The organism is Cellulomonas sp. P4_B5_2, assembly GCF_056402235.1.
The window spans coordinates 1-16,020 of the sequence record NZ_JBFUHU010000068.1 but is presented as its reverse complement, the minus strand read 5'-3'; the positions used below and the strand labels follow the sequence as shown (position 1 = coordinate 16,020).

Genomic DNA, 16,020 nt, shown 5'->3' with positions numbered 1-16,020 from the left:
CTCGAGGACGGTCGACACCGCGTCACCGGCCGCGCGCGCGTTCCAGCCGAGGCCGACGAGGGCCTCGACCACCTGGTCGCGGCGGTCGCCGCCGAACACCGCGGCCGCCGGGGCGGACACGTTCGCGGGGGCCCCGATCCGGTCCTTGAGCTCGAGCACGATGCGCTGCGCGCCCTTCAGGCCGATGCCGGGCACGCGCTGCAGGGCCTTGAGGTCCTCGTCGAGCACCGCGCGCCGCAGGCCGTCGGGCGTGTGCACCGCGAGCATCGCCAGCGCCAGCCGGGGACCGACACCGCTGACGGTCTGCACGGTCTCGAAGACCTCGCGCTCGTCGGCGTCGGCGAACCCGAACAAGGTCAGCGCGTCCTCCCGGACCAGCAGCGACGTCGCCAGCTGCGCGGTGGAGCCCACCCGCAACCCCGCGAGGGTGGCCGGTGTCGCGTGCACGAGCAGCCCGACTCCCCCGACCTCGACCACCGCGGCGTCGAGCCGCAACGCCTGCACCGTGCCGTGGACCGACGCGATCACCCGGCCACCTCCATCAGTCGAGAACGAATCTGCTGACGGACACTCTGGCACACGCAGACGAACACGTGTACGAAGACACGCGGTCAGCCGCGGCGCCGGGCCGCCTGCTCGGCGGTGGCCCACGCCCGCTGCGCCGCGGTCATCGAGCCCGGCGCACGCTGGGGTGCACCGAGCGCACCGGCGGGTCGCCACAGGTGGCACACGGCGAGTGCCAACGCGTCGGCCGCGTCCGCCGGCCGGGGGAGCTCGTCGAGCTGGAGCAGCCGCTGCACCATCGTCTGGACCTGCGCCTTGTCCGCACGCCCGTTGCCGGTCACCGCGGCCTTGACCTCGCTGGGCGTGTGCAGCGCGACGGGGATCCGGCGGCGTGCCGCGGCGACCATCGCGATGCCGGCGACCTGCGCGGTGCCCATGACGGTGCGCAGGTTCTGCTGGGCGAACACCCGCTCGACGGCGACCGCGTCGGGCGCGTGCTCCTCGAGCCACTCCTCGATCTGCCGCTCGATGAACAGGAGCCGCTGGTCGACGTCCCACAGGGCGTCGGACGTCGCGACGCCGACGGCGACCATGGACAGTCGACGCGACGAGAGACCGTCGACGACGCCGAGACCGCACCTGGTCAGGCCGGGGTCGACTCCGAGGACGCGCACGGGCTCATGCTCGCAACCGATCGGGCGACCGACAGGGAGGCGCGCAGGTAGCTCCTCCTGCTCGCAACCGATCGGGCGACCGACAGGGAGGCGCGCAGGTAGCTCCTCCTGCTCGCAACCGATCGGGCGACGGACCGGGAGGCGCGCAGGTCAGTCCTCCTCGAGCTCCGCCATGACCTCGTCGGAGGCGTCGAAGTTCGCGTAGACGTTCTGCACGTCGTCGGAGTCCTCGAGGGCGTCGATGAGGCGCAGGATCTTGCGCACACCCTCGGCGTCGACCTCGATCTGCGTGGCGGGCCAGAACACGACGTCGGCGGAGTCGTACTCGATGCCGGCGTTCTGCAGGGCCGTGCGGACGGGGACGAGGTCGGTCGCCTCGGAGAGGACCTCGAACGCCTCGCCGATGTCGTTGACCTCTTCGCCGCCGGCGTCGAGGACCGCCTCGACCACGGAGTCCTCGTCGGTGCCCTCCTTGGGCACGATGACGACGCCCTTGCGGGAGAACAGGTAGGAGACCGAGCCGGGGTCGGCCATCTGGCCGCCGTTGCGCGTGAACGCCACGCGGACGTCGGACGCGGCGCGATTGCGGTTGTCGGTCAGGCACTCGACCAGCACCGCGATGCCTCCGGCGCCGTAGCCCTCGTACATGATCGTGGAGTAGTCGGCGCCACCGGCCTCCTGGCCGGACCCGCGCTTGACCGCGCGGTTGATGTTGTCGATCGGGACCGAGTTCTTCTTGGCCTTCTGGACCGCGTCGAAGAGCGTCGGGTTGCCCGCGAGATCACCGCCGCCGGTGCGCGCGGCCACCTCGATGTTCTTGATCAGCTTGGCGAAGAGCTTGCTCCGCTTGGCGTCGACCACGGCCTTCTTGTGCTTGGTGGTGGCCCACTTGGAGTGACCCGACATCGCTTCAGCAACCCCTTCGTCTTCTGTGCATGTCCGGGTGCCCCGGAGCCGGCTGCCGCGCCGGTCCTCACAGGCTGTCGCGGACGATCTCTACGAACAGTTGGTGCACCCGGGTGTCCCCGGTGACCTCCGGGTGGAACGAGGTCACGAGCAAGGGGCCCTGGCGGACGGCCACGATCCTACCGGCGGCGGGACCCGACTCGAYGCGGCCCAGCACCGTGGCGGCGGGACCGACCTCCTCGACCCACGGCGCCCGGATGAACACCGCGTGCACCTGCCCGTCCACACCCTCGATCGACAGGTCGGTCTCGAACGACTCCACCTGCCGCCCGAATGCGTTGCGGCGCACGGTGACATCGACCCCGCCGAGCGTCTGCTGCCCCTCGATCCCGCCGATCACGCGGTCGGCCAGCAGGATCATCCCCGCGCAGGAGCCGTACGCGGGCATCCCGGCGCGCAACCGCTCCTGGACCGGACCGAACAGCTCGAACGCCCGCAGGAGCTTGTCGATGGTCGTCGACTCGCCACCGGGGATCACCAGGGCGTCGACCGTGTCGAGCTCCCGCTGCCGACGCACGGGCACGGCGTGCGCACCCACGGACGTGAGGGCGTGCACGTGCTCGCGCACGTCACCCTGCAGGGCGAGGACTCCGACGGTCACGGTCACGACGGGCGAGTCTAGGCGTCGCGGACCGGTGCTTCGTCGACGGTCCTACTCCCGGGCCAGACCGAGATGTCGCGTGACGCCGTCCCACGCCGGCAGCAGGCCGCGCACCAGCTCGACCAACCGGTCGGGGAACACCYCGAGGTCCACCAGGTCCAGGTCGTCGAGCGCCCACCAGCGCAGCTCGTCGATGACGTCGAGCTCCAGGTCGGTCCAGCCGGCCCGGTCGACCGCGGCGAACGCGGCGGCGGGGACGCGCGCCAGGTAGAGGATCTCGTCCTGCCGGCAGTGCTCGGCGTAGAAGTCGAAGATCGCCGACCGGGTGAACACCGGGCCGAGGACCTGCGCAGGGTCCAGCACGATGCCGGTCTCTTCGCGGACCTCGCGCACGGCGGCGGACAGCGCGTCCTCGCCGTCGTCGATCCCCCCGCCGACCGTGAACCACCAGCTGCGGTCGGGCTGGTCGGCGTCGTGCCCGCGGATCAGCAGCACGCGGTCGTCCTCGTCGAGCAGGATCACGCGGGCAGCCTCGCGGAACAGCAGACCGTCGTCGCCCCGGCGCCCGCGGCCTCCGACATGGCGTGGTCCTGCGTCACCAGCCGCGCTCGGCGAGGCGGTGCGGCTCCGGCACGTCCTCGACGTTGATGCCGACCATGGCCTCACCCAGGCCACGGGAGACCTTGGCGATGACGTCCGGGTCGTCGAAGAACGTGGTCGCCTTGACGATCGCCGCGGCACGCTCGGCGGGGTTGCCCGACTTGAAGATGCCGGAGCCGACGAACACGCCCTCGGCGCCGAGCTGCATCATCATCGCGGCGTCCGCCGGGGTGGCGATGCCACCCGCGGTGAACAGCACGACGGGGAGCTTGCCCGCCTGGGCGACCTCCTTGACCAGGTCGTACGGCGCCTGCAGCTCCTTGGCGGCGACGAACAGCTCGTCCTCCGGCAGCGAGGTGAGGCGGCGGATCTGGTCGCGCAGGGTGCGCATGTGGGTCGTGGCGTTGGAGACGTCACCCGTGCCGGCCTCGCCCTTGGAGCGGATCATCGCCGCGCCCTCGGTGATGCGGCGCAGGGCCTCGCCCAGGTTCGTGGCGCCGCAGACGAAGGGAACCGTGAAGGCCCACTTGTCGATGTGGTGCGCGTAGTCGGCGGGCGTGAGCACCTCGGACTCGTCGACGTAGTCGACACCGAGCGACTGCAGCACCTGCGCCTCGACGAAGTGGCCGATCCGGGCCTTCGCCATGACGGGGATGGAGACGGYCTCGATGATGCCGTCGATCAGGTCCGGGTCGCTCATGCGCGCGACGCCGCCCTGGGCGCGGATGTCGGCGGGCACGCGCTCGAGGGCCATCACGGCGACAGCTCCGGCGTCCTCGGCGATCTTCGCCTGGTCCGCGGTGACAACGTCCATGATGACGCCGCCCTTGAGCATCTCGGCCATCCCCCGCTTCACGCGGGCGGTGCCGATGACGCCGGCGTGCGTCGCGGTGGTGGGCTGGCTGTTCTCGCTGGTCACGTCGAGCCTCACAGATCGTGGTGCGGTCGGGGTGTGCGGCCGCGTCAGCGGCCTGATCGGGCAATCGTAGACCGTGCTCGACGCACGTCCGGGCGCGTCTCAGCGCGGGGAGGTGGTCTCCGCGGGGCCGCTGCGCGCGCCCGGACGGCCGAGGTTCTCGGGCCATGCGTCGTCCATCTCCAGGCTGCGCGGCTCGGGCGCGTGGCCGGCCAGCCGCAGCAGCCGGACCAGCGGACCGCGCCGGGCGCGCGCCGTCTGGGCGACCGCCTCGTTGTGGAACCGACGGGCCAGCTGCACGCGGTACCAGGACGAGGCGAGGAGCCCGATCAGCTCCTCACCTGCGGGGTCGGCGCGCAGCGCGGCCACCTCCTCGGGCTCGTCGAGAGCCTCGCGCAGCGTCGCCGACAGCTCGCTCTCGATGCCTCCTCGGTCGACCTCCAGCAGGGCAGCACCACCCGCGGGCGCGTCGTCGGGACCCACCAGTGCGAGCAGGTCGGCAGGCAGCTCGCTCGTCCCCGTTGACAGCGCGGCCCACGCGGCCTCGCCGACGAGCACCGAGCTCACGGGATCGAGCAGACCCGACGTCGCGATCTCTGCCGCGACCGTCGCGCGGCGGACCAGCTGGGCGTCGAGCACCGCGCGGGACGTCCCGACCTTGCGGTGCAGGCGGTCCAGGCGCGACGCCGCCACCCACAGCCACCACCCGGCGAGCGCGAGGACGATCGTCACGTAGACCGTGATCTCGGACCACCTCATCGGGACTCACCCCTGTTTCGGCGCAGCTCGAGCAGCCGCGCGCCCCGCACCGACGACGGGTCCTCGCCGACGGGTGACTGCCGCCCCGCGACGACCATCTCGTAGACGGCCAGCACCTGGTCCGTCACGGTCGACCAGTCGTACTGCCGGACGACCTCGAGCGCGTGCGCGGAGACCCTGGCCCGCAGCTCCGGGTCCTGCAGCACCCGCACGAGCGTGCGCGCGAGGTCCTCGCTGTCGCCCGTGCGGAACAGCTCGCCGGCCTCGCCGTCGTCGAGCACGCGGGAGAACGCACCGAGGTCGCTGGCGACGACGGTGGCTCCCGCGCTCATCGCCTCGACCAGGACGATCCCGAAGCTCTCGCCGCCGGTCTGCGGACCGCAGTAGACGTCGACCGAGGCCAGCAGGTTCGCCTTGTCGTCGTCGGAGATCCCGCCGAGGAACTCGACGGCCGCGGCAGCTTCCTCGCCCAGCAGCTCGCGCACCTCCTCCGGACCGGTCTCACCGCGACCGGCGACGAGGAAGCGGGCACCGGGGATGACGGCGAGCACGCGCGGGACGGCCTCGAGGAGGACCGGCAGGCCCTTGCGCGCCTCGTCGAGCCGCCCCAGGAACGCGATGGTGGGCCGCTCGGGAGTTCCGGTCCAGCGCGGGTCCGGCTGCGCCGCGGTGAACGCGTCGACGTAGACCCCGTTGGGGATCACCACGGCGTCGCCGCCCATGTGCTCGACCAGGGTGCGGCGAGCGTCCTCCGACACGGCGATCCGGGCGGAGATCTTCTCCAGGGACTGCCGCACCAAGGGGTAGGCCATCTGGAGCGGCCTCGACCGGATCAGGGCGGTGTGGAACGTGGCCACGATCGGCCCGTCGGCGATCCACAGGGCGAGCATCCCGAGGCTGGGCGTGACCGGCTCGTGCAGGTGCAGGACGTCGAACTCCCCCGCCGCGAGCCACTTGCGGACGCGCGCGGCCGTCACCGGACCGAACGTCATCCGCGCGACCGCCCCGTTGTACCGGACCGGGATGGCACGGCCGGCCGCGGTCATGTACGGCGGGATCGGCGTCTCGTCGTCCGCGGGCACCAGGACCGAGACGTCATGCCCGCGGGCGATCAGCGCCTCGGCCAGGTCCCGCACGTGGAACTGCACCCCGCCGGGGACGTCGTAGGAGTACGGGCACACGATCCCGACCCGCAGCGCCCGCTCCGCCTTGCGCGGGCTCACGACGCGCTCCCCTGCGCCGCGAGCATCGCCTCGTAGCGGGCGGGGTCCAGGTCCTCGACGAACACCTTCTGCAGCATGTGCCAGTCCTGCGGGCGTTGCCGGACGCCCGCGGCGAACTCGTCGACCCAGGCCTGCGTCATCGCGCGCACCCGGTCGGCACGCGGCACGCCGGCCGGCATCTCGATCGCCTTGTTGAACTGGATGACGATGCCCCACGGCGACCCGGCCGCCCGACGCTGCGCGCCACGGAGCCGCTCGTAGTAGATGACCGTGGTGACCAGCGGCGCACCGGTCGTCACCGACAGCGCGGCGGGACCCGCGGCCACGCGCGCCTTGTGTCCGAACAGGTCCACCTCGAGACCCTTGGCCGTGAGGTCGCGGTCCGCGAGCAGGGGCAGCAGACCCGCGCCCCCGCGGGCCGCGCGCACCAGACCCCGGAACACGTCTCCCCCACCCGTCAGCGGGAAGATCGTCATCCCGATGCTCTCCCGGAACGCGACGAACTCCTGGAACAGCTCCTCGGGCTCGAGGCGCTCGGCCACCGTGGTGACCGGCGCGATCGCTCGGGTGGAGTACGCGCCGGCTAGGTCCCAGTTGCCGGTGTGGCCGAGCGCGAGGATCACGGCCTGGCCCTGGTCCGTGAAGCGACGCAGGTTCTCCATGCCGACGGCCCGGACGCGCGCGTCGACCTGCTCCGGGGACATCGTCGCGAGGGCGAACGCCTCCCCGAAGTAGCGCATGTACGACCGCATGCCCGCACGACTGAGCCTGCGCAGCCCGCGCGCGTCCAGCTCGGGACGCACGCGTGCGAGGTTCTTCTCCAGCTGGCGGACGCCCCCGCCGTGCCGCAGCCAGGACACGTCCGCCGCGAGGTCGCACAGGGCGCGCAGCACCGCGCCGGGCAGCCTGCCGGCCACCTTCCACGCGAGGGCGTAGGCGCGGGCGACGTCGACCTTCACTCGGACACCTGCGCCGCGGCCTGGCGGTACACCTTGCTCATCCGCTGCACGATCGTCACGGCCGACGCGAGCGCGAGCAGGGCGAGCACGACGGTGAGGACGACGTCCGGTGCGCCGAAGCCGACCGCCGCGGTCGCCACGAGCACGAGAGCGAGCCGGTCGGCCCGCTCCGCGATGCCGCCCGAGGCGGTCATGCCGAGACCCTCGGCGCGTGCCCTCGCGTACGGCACGATCGAGCCGAGCACGAGGCACGCCAGCGCCAGGACCGCGGTGAGCCGGTYGTCCCCGCCTGCGGTGAACCACAGGACGAGCCCGGCGAAGATCGCGCCGTCGCCGAACCGGTCGAGGGTGGAGTCGAGGAACGCGCCCCACGGTCCGGACCGGCCCGCCTGGCGTGCCATCACGCCGTCGAGCGAGTCGGTGAGCACGAAGACTGCGATGACCAGGGTGCCGACGAGCAGGTGTCCGGTGGGGAACGCCCACAGCGCGGTGACGACGACGACGAGGGTTCCCGCGATCGTCACCGCGTCCGGCGAGACGCCCAGCCGCAGGAGCGCCCTGGCGATCGGGGTGAAGAAGCGCGTCATGGCGCCGCGCAGTCCGTTCAGCACGTGCCGATCATCCCTTCGATCCGGTCGGCCAGGCGGCCGCCAGCCGTGCCCGCGTGTCGCCCAGCAGCTCGGGCAGCGCGCGGCTGCGCCCGACGATCGGCAGGAAGTTCGAGTCCCCACCCCACCGGGGGACGACGTGCTGGTGCAGGTGAGCCGCGATGCCCGCACCCGCCACGTCGCCCTGGTTCATACCGAGGTTGAAGCCCTGCGGCGCCGACACCTCGCGCAGGACGCGCATCGCCGTGCGGGTGAGCTCGGCGACCTCGGTGACCTCGGCCTCCGTCAGGTCCGTGTAGTCGGCGACGTGCCGGTACGGGCAGACCAGCAGGTGACCGGAGTTGTACGGGTACAGGTTGAGYACCACGTACGCGACCTCGCCGCGCGCGACGATGAGTCCGTCCTCGTCGGACAGCGTCGGAATGCGGCAGAACGGGCACCCCTGGCCGGCCTCGCGGTCGACCGGCTTGTCCTGGCCGCCCAGGTACGCCATCCGGTGCGGTGTCCACAGCCGTTGGAAGCCGTCCGGCACGCCGGCGAAGTGGTCGGCGGGCTCGCTCACGCTCAGACCTGCACGCGGTCGCGCACCGCCGAGACGATCCGCTCGATCGCCTCCGCGACCGGCACACCGTTGTCCTGGCGGCCGTCGCGGTAGCGGAACGACACGGCCCCGGCGTCCGCGTCCTCGCCGCCCGCGATGAGCACGAACGGGATCTTCTGCGTGCTGGCGTTGCGGATCTTCTTGCCGAACCGGTCGTCGGACCGGTCCACCTCGGCACGGATCCCCTGCGCGCGCAGCTGCGACACGACGTCGTCGAGGTACCCCTCGAACGGCTCCGCGACGGGCACCGCGAGCACCTGCACGGGCGCCAGCCACGCGGGGAACGCACCGGCGTAGTGCTCGGTCAGCACGGCGAAGAACCGCTCGATGGACCCGAACAGCGCGCGGTGGATCATCACGGGCCGCTGGCGAGTGCCGTCGGGCGCGGTGTACTCGAGCTCGAACCGCTCCGGCAGGTTGAAGTCGAGCTGGATGGTCGACATCTGCCAGGTGCGTCCCAGCGCGTCCTTCGCCTGCACGGAGATCTTCGGACCGTAGAACGCGGCACCGCCCGGGTCCGGAACCAGGTCCAGACCCGAGGCCTCGGCCACCTGGCGCAGGGTCTCGGTGGCCTCGTCCCAGGCCGCGTCGGAACCGACGGACTTCTCCGGGTTCTTGGTGGACAGCTCCAGGTAGAAGTCGTCGAGCCCGTAGTCCTTGAGCAGGTCGAGCACGAAGGTCAGCAGGCTGGTCAGCTCGTCCTTCATCTGCTCGCGGGTGCAGTAGATGTGCGCGTCGTCCTGGGTAAACCCGCGCGCGCGGGTCATGCCGTGGACCACACCCGACTTCTCGTAGCGGTAGACGGTGCCGAACTCGAAGAGCCGCAGCGGCAGCTCCCGGTACGAGCGCCCGCGCGCCGCGAAGATCAGGTTGTGCATCGGGCAGTTCATCGGCTTGAGGTAGTAGTTCTGCCCCTGCTTGCGGATGTTGCCCTCGGCGTCGCGCTCCTCGTCCAGGGTCATCGGGGGGTACATGCCCTCCGAGTACCAGTCGAGGTGCCCCGAGATCTGGAACAGCTGCTCCTTGGTGATGTGCGGGGTGTTGACGAACGAGTACCCCGCCTCCACGTGCCGCCGGCGGGAGTAGTGCTCCATCTCCATGCGGATGATGCCGCCCTTGGGGTGGAACACGGCCAGCCCGGAGCCGATCTCCTCCGGGAAGGAGAACAGGTCCAGCTCGTTGCCCAGCTTGCGGTGGTCGCGGCGCTCTGCCTCGGCGATGCGCTCGAGGTAGGCGCGCAGCTCGTCCTTCGTCGGCCACGCGGTGCCGTAGACACGCTGCAGCTGCGGGTTCTTCTCCGACCCGCGCCAGTAGGCGGCCGCCGACCGGGTCAGCTGGAAGCCGTTGCCGAGCACCCGGGTGCTCGGCACGTGCGGCCCGCGGCACAGGTCCTGCCACACGACCGCCTCGCTCTCGCGGCCGGCTCCACGCACGTTCTGGTAGATGCTCAGGCCACCGAGCCCGACCTCCACGGACGCACCGTCGGCCGCCGTCGGGTCGCCCTTGAGGCCGATGAGCTCCAGCTTGTACGGCTCCTCGCGCATCTCGGCGCGGGCCTGCTCCTCGGTGACGTCCCAGCGCCGGAAGGTCTGCCCCTCCTTGACGATCCGGCCCATGACCTTCTCGATCGCCTTGAGGTCGTCGGGGGTGAACGGGGTGTCCACGTCGAAGTCGTAGTAGAAGCCGTCGGTGATCGGCGGGCCGATGCCGAGCTTGGCCTTCGGGTTGACCTCCTGCACGGCCTGCGCGAGCACGTGCGCGGCGGAGTGCCGCAGCACCGCGAGGCCGTCCGGCTCCTCGATGGTCACGGCCTCCACGACGGCGCCGTCCGGCAGAGGCAGGTGCAGGTCACGGAGCTCGCCGTCCACGCGGGCGACGAGGACGTCGCGGCGGGCGGAGTACAGGTCGGTACCCGTCGTCCCCGGCTCCACCGTGGTCGCGATCCCGTCGACGGTCAGGGTGATGAGCTCGGGCACCGGTACAGCCTCCTTCGTGGCCGCTCGCCCTGGCGGCGAGCCCCTCGATGCTACCGGCGGGCTCGTCGCCCCCCGGACCTCTTATGCACGACAGAAGGGGCCGACCCGTCTGGGCCGACCCCTTCTGATCGAGTGGGCGATACCGGACTCGAACCGATGACCTCCTCGGTGTGAACGAGGCGCTCTACCAACTGAGCCAATCGCCCGTCGTCGCCGGCGACGCCATCGCTGCGACACGCCGGTACGCAGAGAGGACGTGCACCCGCGGGTGACATCGAGGAGGATGCTACCCGTGTCGGGTCTAGAATCCGAAACGCGTCGCACGCAGGTCGTGGCGCTGGCGTCAAGAGGGTGCGCCGTCCCCAAGATGGGTGCTGTCACCTGGTCTCTCGAGCCACCCGCGCGTCCCTCCGGGTGAACTCGCAGCGCCTACCGGTCCAATCGGGCATCTGGCCTGCCATGATGGGACCTCCAGCCCTTGCGAACAGGAGGACCCGATGCCGAGCTCGACTTATGACGTCGTCGAGGTCGTCGCCATGCAGCTCATCGGGTCCGACGCCAGCGTCATCCCCGTGAGCGCCGAGTTCTCCTTCAGAACCTCCGATCCGTACACGGTGCGCGCGGTCTTCACCGGCCCCCACACCATGTCGACCTGGCTCATCGGCCGCGAGCTCCTCTCTCTGGGGATGCACGCGACGGCCGATGCCCCCGCCGGGACCGGTGACGTGCAGGTGTGGCGTGACGAAGACCCCGACTACACGCTCGTGTCGCTCAGTGGTGTCGAGGGCAGCGCGCTGCTCGCCGCCCCCACGGAGCCCATCGAGCGATTCCTCGCCGGAACCGAGGCCCTCGTGCCTCTGGGCACGGAGAGCGACCGCATGGAAGGCGAGATCACGGCGCTGATCGCCGCGCTGCTGACAGCCTGACCACAGCTCACGCCGACCGGTTCCGCCTGAGGCGGGGCCGGTCGTCGCATGTCCGGACGCGGTCAGGGGTCGAGGTCGTCCGCCAACCGTGCCTGGAACAGCTGCTGCGCCTGCCTCGAGAGCGGCCCCACGACGACGTCGGTGCCGTCGAGGCTCACGACGGGCGAGACGTTGCGGATGGAGCCGCTCATCGTCAGGTGCGCGGTCCCGCCGGCGACCTCGTCGAGCACCTCGTACCGGAGCTCCCCCGGCGCCGCCTCCCGGACCGGGTGCCCCGCGGCGGCCGACCACTCGAGCAGGAGCTCGCGGGTGATGCCGGCCAGGCAACCGCTGGACAGCGGTGGGGTCACCAGCTCGCCGTCGCGCTCGACGAAGACGTTGGACGCCGTGCCCTCGCAGAGCTCCCCGACGGTGTTCGCCAGCAGGGCCTCGTCGGCGCCCTGCCGGTACGCCTCGGCCACGGCGACCACGTTCTCCGCGTACGACGTCGTCTTCAGGCCGGCGACCGCCGACCGTTCGTTGCGCACCCACGGCACCCGCACGACGCGCGAGACCTCGGACCGCGCGCCCGGCCCCGCCAGGACGAGGACGCTCTGGCGCTGGTCCTCGGGCGCGAACCGGTAGGAGCCCAGCGGACCCGGCCCGCCCGTGAGCGTGATCCGCAGCCGGCCCGTGTCCGGTCCGGCGGCGGCGAGCACCGCAGCGACCCCGTCGCGCACCGCGTCCTCGTCGGGCTCGGCCAGGCCGATGCCAAGCGCGGACCGCTTCAGGCGTCGCAGGTGACGAGTGAGCGCGAACGCGGTGCCGTCGTAGACCGCGCACGTCTCGAACACCCCGTCGCCGACGGTCAGCCCGTGGTCGATGCCCGACAGGAGAAGGTCCTCCGGACCGTGCAGACGACCGTTCGACCAGATCACGACACCCATCGGGTCAGTCTGTCACCGGCTCGACACGGACGCCGGAGGCGAGGCCGACGAGCCGCGCGGCCTTGAGCTCGGTCTCGGCCCACTCGGCCTGCGCGTCGCTCCCCCACGTGATCCCCGCACCCGTACCGAACCGCAGCACGCCGTCCTCCCACCAGAACGTGCGGATGCCGACGGCGAGCTCCGCCCGCACCGAGCCGTCGGGGCTCACCTCGATCCACCCGACCGCTCCGCAGTACGGCCCCCGCGGGGCGGTCTCCAGGGCGGCGATGATGTCGAGGGCCGACGACTTCGGGGCGCCCGACACCGACCCCGGCGGGTACGTGGCATCCAGCAGCCGCGCCCACAGGTCAGGGGCTCGCACGACGTCGTCGGCCAGGACGCCCTGGACCGTGCTGACGAGGTGGACCAGGCCGGGGTGGTGCTCCTCGCCCAGCAGGGTCGTCACCTCCACGGTGCCCGGCACGCACACGCGCTGCAGGTCGTTGCGCACGAGGTCGGTGATCATGACGTTCTCGGCGCGGTCCTTGTCCGTCAGCGCGTCCGCGGTGACCGCCGTCCCCTTGATGGGACCCGACGTCACCACACCGTCCTCCACCCGCAGGAACAGCTCGGGCGACGCCGTGACCACCCAGGCCTCTCCCGGCACGTGCAACCCGCCCGCGTAGGGCGCCGGGTTGCCCGCCGCCAGGACTGCACCCAGTGCGCGCGCATCCGGCTCGTCGTGCAGAGGCGCACTGAGCACGCGGCAGAGGTTCGCCTGGTAGACGTCGCCCTCCTGGATGCGGTCGCGCACCCGGTCCACCGCGGAGACGTACTCGGCACGGTCCAGAGACGAGACCCAGGCAGTCACGTCCGGCCCGGTCCAGGCACTCGTCGTCGTCGGACCCGTGGTCCTGGTCTCGGCGAAACGCCACGCCCGGACACGTCCCTCGAAGTCCCCGACGACCGCCCACCAGCCCGGCACCGAGAGCCGCTCGGGCTCGGCCCGCACGTCGACGACCTCGACGACACCCCTCGCCTGCACGCCCGCGAACCACGCGACGCCACGGGAACGGAGGGTCTGCTCAGGCACCCGCACACGCTATCGACCGGCACCCCGACCACCCGCGATCCGCACGATCACCCGGCTGCCGGGAGCCAGTTGGACTCTCGCGGAGATCGTCAGTTAGAGTTCGGGACGCACACGGAACACCGGTGAATGCCGGAACGACGTGCTGTGCGGACGTGGCTCAGTGGTAGAGCATCACCTTGCCAAGGTGAGGGTCGCGGGTTCGAATCCCGTCGTCCGCTCGGAGGCAGACACTCCTGATCGGCTGACCGCAGCCGCTGAGGACTGCGGTCTCAGGGTGGAGTGGCCGAGTGGCGAGGCAGCGGCCTGCAAAGCCGTATACGTGGGTTCGAATCCCATCTCCACCTCGTAGCAGCTTCTTGTGTTTCACCCCATGCATGACCCGGCTTGATCCCCGGGCGATTGGCGCAGCGGTAGCGCGCTTCCCTGACACGGAAGAGGTCACTGGTTCGATCCCAGTATCGCCCACCAGCATCACCGCAGGTCAGAGGCCCTTTCCGTCTCACGACGGAGAGGGCCTCTGCCGTACGGCGGAGCATCGGCGGAACACCAGCATCAGTTCCTGTTCCGCGACGGCCCGCCTGTCACCGCTCCCCCGTACCGTCCGCCGCATGGACTACACCGACCGCATCCGCGTACTTCGAACCGCACCGCACCACGACGCATCATCCCGATGCGGTTCGGAATGGCCCAGCGCAACCGATCAGCGGTGCGGCGCTGACACCACCGCGCGATCAATGGCAGCGCCCAGTCATCTGCGATCAACCCTCACCACTCGGCGTGGCACGCGTATGAGGAGGTCGTCGGACGGACGCCCGGGCTCGTCGGGAGCCGATGTGAGCTGGACCGGACCTCTCGTTGTTGGGGAGTCGTGTGACAAGCGATCCGGCCGCATCTGTCACTGACGTGCGAGCTACGAGGGCTACCGACCTCACGCAGGCATCGCCGCGACCGCGTCACCCAGGCGGGTGCCTGCCCTGGATCCGGGCGGCCAACGCCGCGGCGACCAGCTCGACGAAGTCGTCCGGGATCGCCTCAGCGATGTCGGCCGCCGTCACGGCACCGGGGTCACGCGCCAACAGAGTCACGACGCCGTTCGTGACGTTGCCCACACCCGCGGCGATGATGTCCGCCTGGGTGTGGATGTGCGGGAGCCGGTTCGTGTTCGGGACCACCTGCCCCATGGCTATCTCCATGCGTCCTACCGCCGCGAGGACCAGGCCCATGGCGAAGCGATCGTCCTCGTTGTACATGTCGTCCTCCATCTCGGGGCTGACGTCGAAGAGGCCGGCGGCTAACGTCGCCTCCCAGTGCCACGGTTCCTGCTGGCCGTTCTTCGGGTTGTTGTCCTCGGCCCACTTCGGATGGTGCCAGCCGAAATCGGGAGCGTTCGCCTTCATCCAGAGGTACTCGGCTGATTCCTCCACATTCACGCCGGACCCGAAGTCGATGGCCCGGCCCCACCCGTGGTTCGACGTTCCCGGTTTGGCGGCGAAGGAGCCCAGATCAGCCTTCAAGCTCACCTGCTCATCGAACGTCCGGTACGCGTCGGTGATCTTGAGTGCCTTCCCGAACCTCTCCTGGAACGCTGTCCGGAGTGCCTCGGTCTGCGCGACGAACTCGCGCGCCACACGCTGATTGGTGCCCGAGATAGTGGCGAGCATGCTCTCCGGCAAGAGCCCGTTGAGGATCGCGACCGGGGTCATGGCCAGCCGACCTCGATCGTGCCCCGCCCTGGTGCACGCTGGATGCCCACGAGTCCCGTGCCCTTCCGAGCCGTCCGCGACGATCCGCGGCGCCGTCGGTGCGGCCGCGGTGTCTCGCAGCACATCCAGGCTAGCGTCCCGACCGTGTTACGGGGAGGCCTGGTCAATGTGGCTCGAGCTGACCAGCTCGCCGGCACCCCGCCCACCGGTCACGCGCACCCGCACCACCAGCACCCGCAGCCTGGCTCTGCATCCGGCAGACCATCGGCCCCGAACAGCACTGGCACGCCTGGGTGCCAGCGGACCGCGTCCTGTAGCGCACCGTGCAGCTGCCGCCCGACCCATGCCCCAGCCGGCCCGGCGGCGCGTGCACGTCGGGCACCGGGTCCTCGAAGAGGTCGGCGGGGTCGTCGAGCTGCGCGAGTCCGGCAAGACCCGCGGCTCTGACCGGTGGATCCCCATTCCGGACCGCGTCGTCGACCTCCTGGCCGAGCACATCGCGCAGCAGGACCGCCAGCGCGGACAGCTCCTCTTCACGGCCGAGCGCGGCGTCCACGTTCGTCGCGACAACCTGCGACGCCGTGTGTGGGATCCCGCGGTCGCGTCAGCAGTCGTCGACGGGAGCCCGGTGCCTTAGATCACGATGCGGAACCTGCGGCACACCGCGGCGTCGTGGATGCTCGCGGCTGGGCTGCCACCCATCGAGGTCGCGCACCGCCTCGGGCACTCCAAGCCGTCGACCACGCTCGACACCTACGCCCGGTTCCAGCCGCGCGCCGACGACGTCGCGGACCCGTACGCCGACGTGTTCCGGCGGAACATTGGCGGAACATCAGCCGAGAGTCCGGGGGTGGCGCGGAGTAGCGCGTAGGGATCTATAGGGCCTCTGACCTGAGCCGATGCACCAACCCGCAGATCAGACGGCATCGCCTGACTTCCCCGACACGGAAGAGGTCACTGGTTCGATCCCAGTACCGTCCACCATGTGTGTGCAGGTCAGCGGCGC

The 16,020-nt window shown here is 71.1% G+C and carries 18 protein-coding genes and 4 tRNA genes; 6 read left to right on the top strand and 16 right to left on the bottom strand.

Annotated features, from left to right (window positions below; translation table 11 throughout):
* The 13 genes from ruvA to AC1DUQ_RS06840 form a co-directional block, all read right to left on the bottom strand.
* A partial coding sequence (gene ruvA, locus AC1DUQ_RS06900; protein ID WP_477073546.1) for a Holliday junction branch migration protein RuvA occupies positions 1-528 on the bottom strand: 528 nt, incomplete at its 3' end.
* Between the two features lie 83 nt (positions 529-611).
* Positions 612-1,178: a crossover junction endodeoxyribonuclease RuvC gene (gene ruvC / locus AC1DUQ_RS06895; protein ID WP_477061954.1), complete on the bottom strand. Its 567-nt coding sequence runs from the start codon at positions 1,176-1,178 to the stop codon at positions 612-614.
* A gap of 150 nt (positions 1,179-1,328) precedes the next feature.
* Positions 1,329-2,084 (bottom strand): YebC/PmpR family DNA-binding transcriptional regulator, encoded by a 756-nt coding sequence (locus AC1DUQ_RS06890; RefSeq protein WP_477061953.1) that lies wholly within the window; start codon positions 2,082-2,084, stop codon positions 1,329-1,331.
* A gap of 67 nt (positions 2,085-2,151) precedes the next feature.
* Complete coding sequence (pdxT, locus tag AC1DUQ_RS06885) at positions 2,152-2,751, bottom strand: pyridoxal 5'-phosphate synthase glutaminase subunit PdxT (protein WP_477073545.1); 600 nt, start codon at positions 2,749-2,751, stop codon at positions 2,152-2,154.
* Positions 2,752-2,796: 45 nt separating this feature from the next.
* Positions 2,797-3,411 carry an NUDIX hydrolase gene (locus AC1DUQ_RS06880; protein WP_477073544.1) on the bottom strand — a complete coding sequence of 205 codons (615 nt, stop codon included), beginning with the start codon at positions 3,409-3,411 and terminating at the stop codon, positions 2,797-2,799.
* Entirely contained in the window at positions 3,341-4,264 is a 924-nt protein-coding gene (gene pdxS, locus AC1DUQ_RS06875; RefSeq protein ID WP_477073543.1) for a pyridoxal 5'-phosphate synthase lyase subunit PdxS, read from the bottom strand. The genes AC1DUQ_RS06880 and pdxS overlap by 71 nt, the downstream gene beginning before the upstream one ends.
* Positions 4,265-4,363: 99 nt before the next feature.
* Positions 4,364-5,020, bottom strand: coding sequence for a hypothetical protein (locus AC1DUQ_RS06870; RefSeq protein WP_477061949.1), 657 nt, complete (start codon positions 5,018-5,020; stop codon positions 4,364-4,366).
* A complete protein-coding gene (locus AC1DUQ_RS06865; protein ID WP_477061948.1) occupies positions 5,017-6,243 on the bottom strand; it encodes a glycosyltransferase family 4 protein in 1,227 nt (408 codons plus the stop codon). The genes AC1DUQ_RS06870 and AC1DUQ_RS06865 overlap by 4 nt, the downstream gene beginning before the upstream one ends.
* Positions 6,240-7,202, bottom strand: a complete 963-nt coding sequence (locus AC1DUQ_RS06860; protein ID WP_477061947.1) for a phosphatidylinositol mannoside acyltransferase — start codon at positions 7,200-7,202, stop codon at positions 6,240-6,242. The genes AC1DUQ_RS06865 and AC1DUQ_RS06860 overlap by 4 nt, the downstream gene beginning before the upstream one ends.
* Complete coding sequence (pgsA, locus tag AC1DUQ_RS06855) at positions 7,199-7,813, bottom strand: phosphatidylinositol phosphate synthase (RefSeq protein WP_477073542.1); 615 nt, start codon at positions 7,811-7,813, stop codon at positions 7,199-7,201. The genes AC1DUQ_RS06860 and pgsA overlap by 4 nt, the downstream gene beginning before the upstream one ends.
* Before the next feature lie 7 nt (positions 7,814-7,820).
* Entirely contained in the window at positions 7,821-8,372 is a 552-nt protein-coding gene (locus AC1DUQ_RS06850) for an HIT family protein (protein ID WP_477061945.1), read from the bottom strand.
* A gap of 2 nt (positions 8,373-8,374) precedes the next feature.
* Entirely contained in the window at positions 8,375-10,387 is a 2,013-nt protein-coding gene (gene thrS, locus AC1DUQ_RS06845) for a threonine--tRNA ligase (protein ID WP_477061944.1), read from the bottom strand.
* Between the two features lie 133 nt (positions 10,388-10,520).
* Positions 10,521-10,593: transfer RNA gene (locus AC1DUQ_RS06840), tRNA-Val, on the bottom strand.
* A 366-nt stretch (positions 10,594-10,959) separates the two neighbouring features.
* Here AC1DUQ_RS06840 and AC1DUQ_RS06835 point away from each other — a divergent pair.
* Positions 10,960-11,313 (top strand): SsgA family sporulation/cell division regulator, encoded by a 354-nt coding sequence (locus AC1DUQ_RS06835; protein ID WP_477061943.1) that lies wholly within the window; start codon positions 10,960-10,962, stop codon positions 11,311-11,313.
* 62 nt (positions 11,314-11,375) lie between these two features.
* On the opposite strand, the gene AC1DUQ_RS06830 is transcribed toward AC1DUQ_RS06835, so the two are convergent.
* Together AC1DUQ_RS06830 and AC1DUQ_RS06825 are read right to left on the bottom strand one after the other, a co-directional pair.
* Positions 11,376-12,239: an aminotransferase class IV gene (locus AC1DUQ_RS06830; RefSeq protein WP_477061942.1), complete on the bottom strand. Its 864-nt coding sequence runs from the start codon at positions 12,237-12,239 to the stop codon at positions 11,376-11,378.
* Positions 12,240-12,243: 4 nt separating this feature from the next.
* Positions 12,244-13,311 carry a chorismate-binding protein gene (locus AC1DUQ_RS06825; protein WP_477061941.1) on the bottom strand — a complete coding sequence of 356 codons (1,068 nt, stop codon included), beginning with the start codon at positions 13,309-13,311 and terminating at the stop codon, positions 12,244-12,246.
* A gap of 146 nt (positions 13,312-13,457) precedes the next feature.
* Between AC1DUQ_RS06825 and AC1DUQ_RS06820 the strand changes: the two genes are divergently transcribed.
* The 3 genes from AC1DUQ_RS06820 to AC1DUQ_RS06810 all read left to right on the top strand — a co-directional run bounded on the left by AC1DUQ_RS06820 (position 13,458) and on the right by AC1DUQ_RS06810 (position 13,779).
* Positions 13,458-13,529 (top strand) — tRNA-Gly (locus tag AC1DUQ_RS06820).
* Positions 13,530-13,584: 55 nt separating this feature from the next.
* Positions 13,585-13,655: transfer RNA gene (locus AC1DUQ_RS06815), tRNA-Cys, on the top strand.
* Between the two features lie 49 nt (positions 13,656-13,704).
* Positions 13,705-13,779 (top strand) — tRNA-Val (locus tag AC1DUQ_RS06810).
* Positions 13,780-14,264: 485 nt separating this feature from the next.
* On the opposite strand, the gene AC1DUQ_RS06805 is transcribed toward AC1DUQ_RS06810, so the two are convergent.
* Positions 14,265-15,014, bottom strand: coding sequence for a M15 family metallopeptidase (locus tag AC1DUQ_RS06805; RefSeq protein WP_477061940.1), 750 nt, complete (start codon positions 15,012-15,014; stop codon positions 14,265-14,267).
* Between the two features lie 343 nt (positions 15,015-15,357).
* On the opposite strand from AC1DUQ_RS06805, the gene AC1DUQ_RS06800 reads away from it, so the two are divergent.
* Both AC1DUQ_RS06800 and AC1DUQ_RS06795 read left to right on the top strand, forming a co-directional pair.
* Complete coding sequence (locus AC1DUQ_RS06800) at positions 15,358-15,651, top strand: hypothetical protein (protein ID WP_477061939.1); 294 nt, start codon at positions 15,358-15,360, stop codon at positions 15,649-15,651.
* Positions 15,652-15,657: 6 nt separating this feature from the next.
* Positions 15,658-15,885: a tyrosine-type recombinase/integrase gene (locus tag AC1DUQ_RS06795; protein WP_477061938.1), complete on the top strand. Its 228-nt coding sequence runs from the start codon at positions 15,658-15,660 to the stop codon at positions 15,883-15,885.
* Positions 15,886-16,020: the final 135 nt, after the last annotated feature.

Coding starts and splice junctions, on each gene's coding strand:
- AC1DUQ_RS06830 (WP_477061942.1), bottom strand. CDS start 12,239: ATGGGTGTCGTGATCTGGTCGAACGGTCGTCTGCACGGTCCGGAGGAC.
- AC1DUQ_RS06805 (WP_477061940.1), bottom strand. CDS start 15,014: ATGACCCCGGTCGCGATCCTCAACGGGCTCTTGCCGGAGAGCATGCTC.
- AC1DUQ_RS06795 (WP_477061938.1), top strand. CDS start 15,658: ATGCGGAACCTGCGGCACACCGCGGCGTCGTGGATGCTCGCGGCTGGG.
- AC1DUQ_RS06800 (WP_477061939.1), top strand. CDS start 15,358: ATGCCCCAGCCGGCCCGGCGGCGCGTGCACGTCGGGCACCGGGTCCTC.
- AC1DUQ_RS06890 (WP_477061953.1), bottom strand. CDS start 2,084: ATGTCGGGTCACTCCAAGTGGGCCACCACCAAGCACAAGAAGGCCGTG.
- AC1DUQ_RS06870 (WP_477061949.1), bottom strand. CDS start 5,020: ATGAGGTGGTCCGAGATCACGGTCTACGTGACGATCGTCCTCGCGCTC.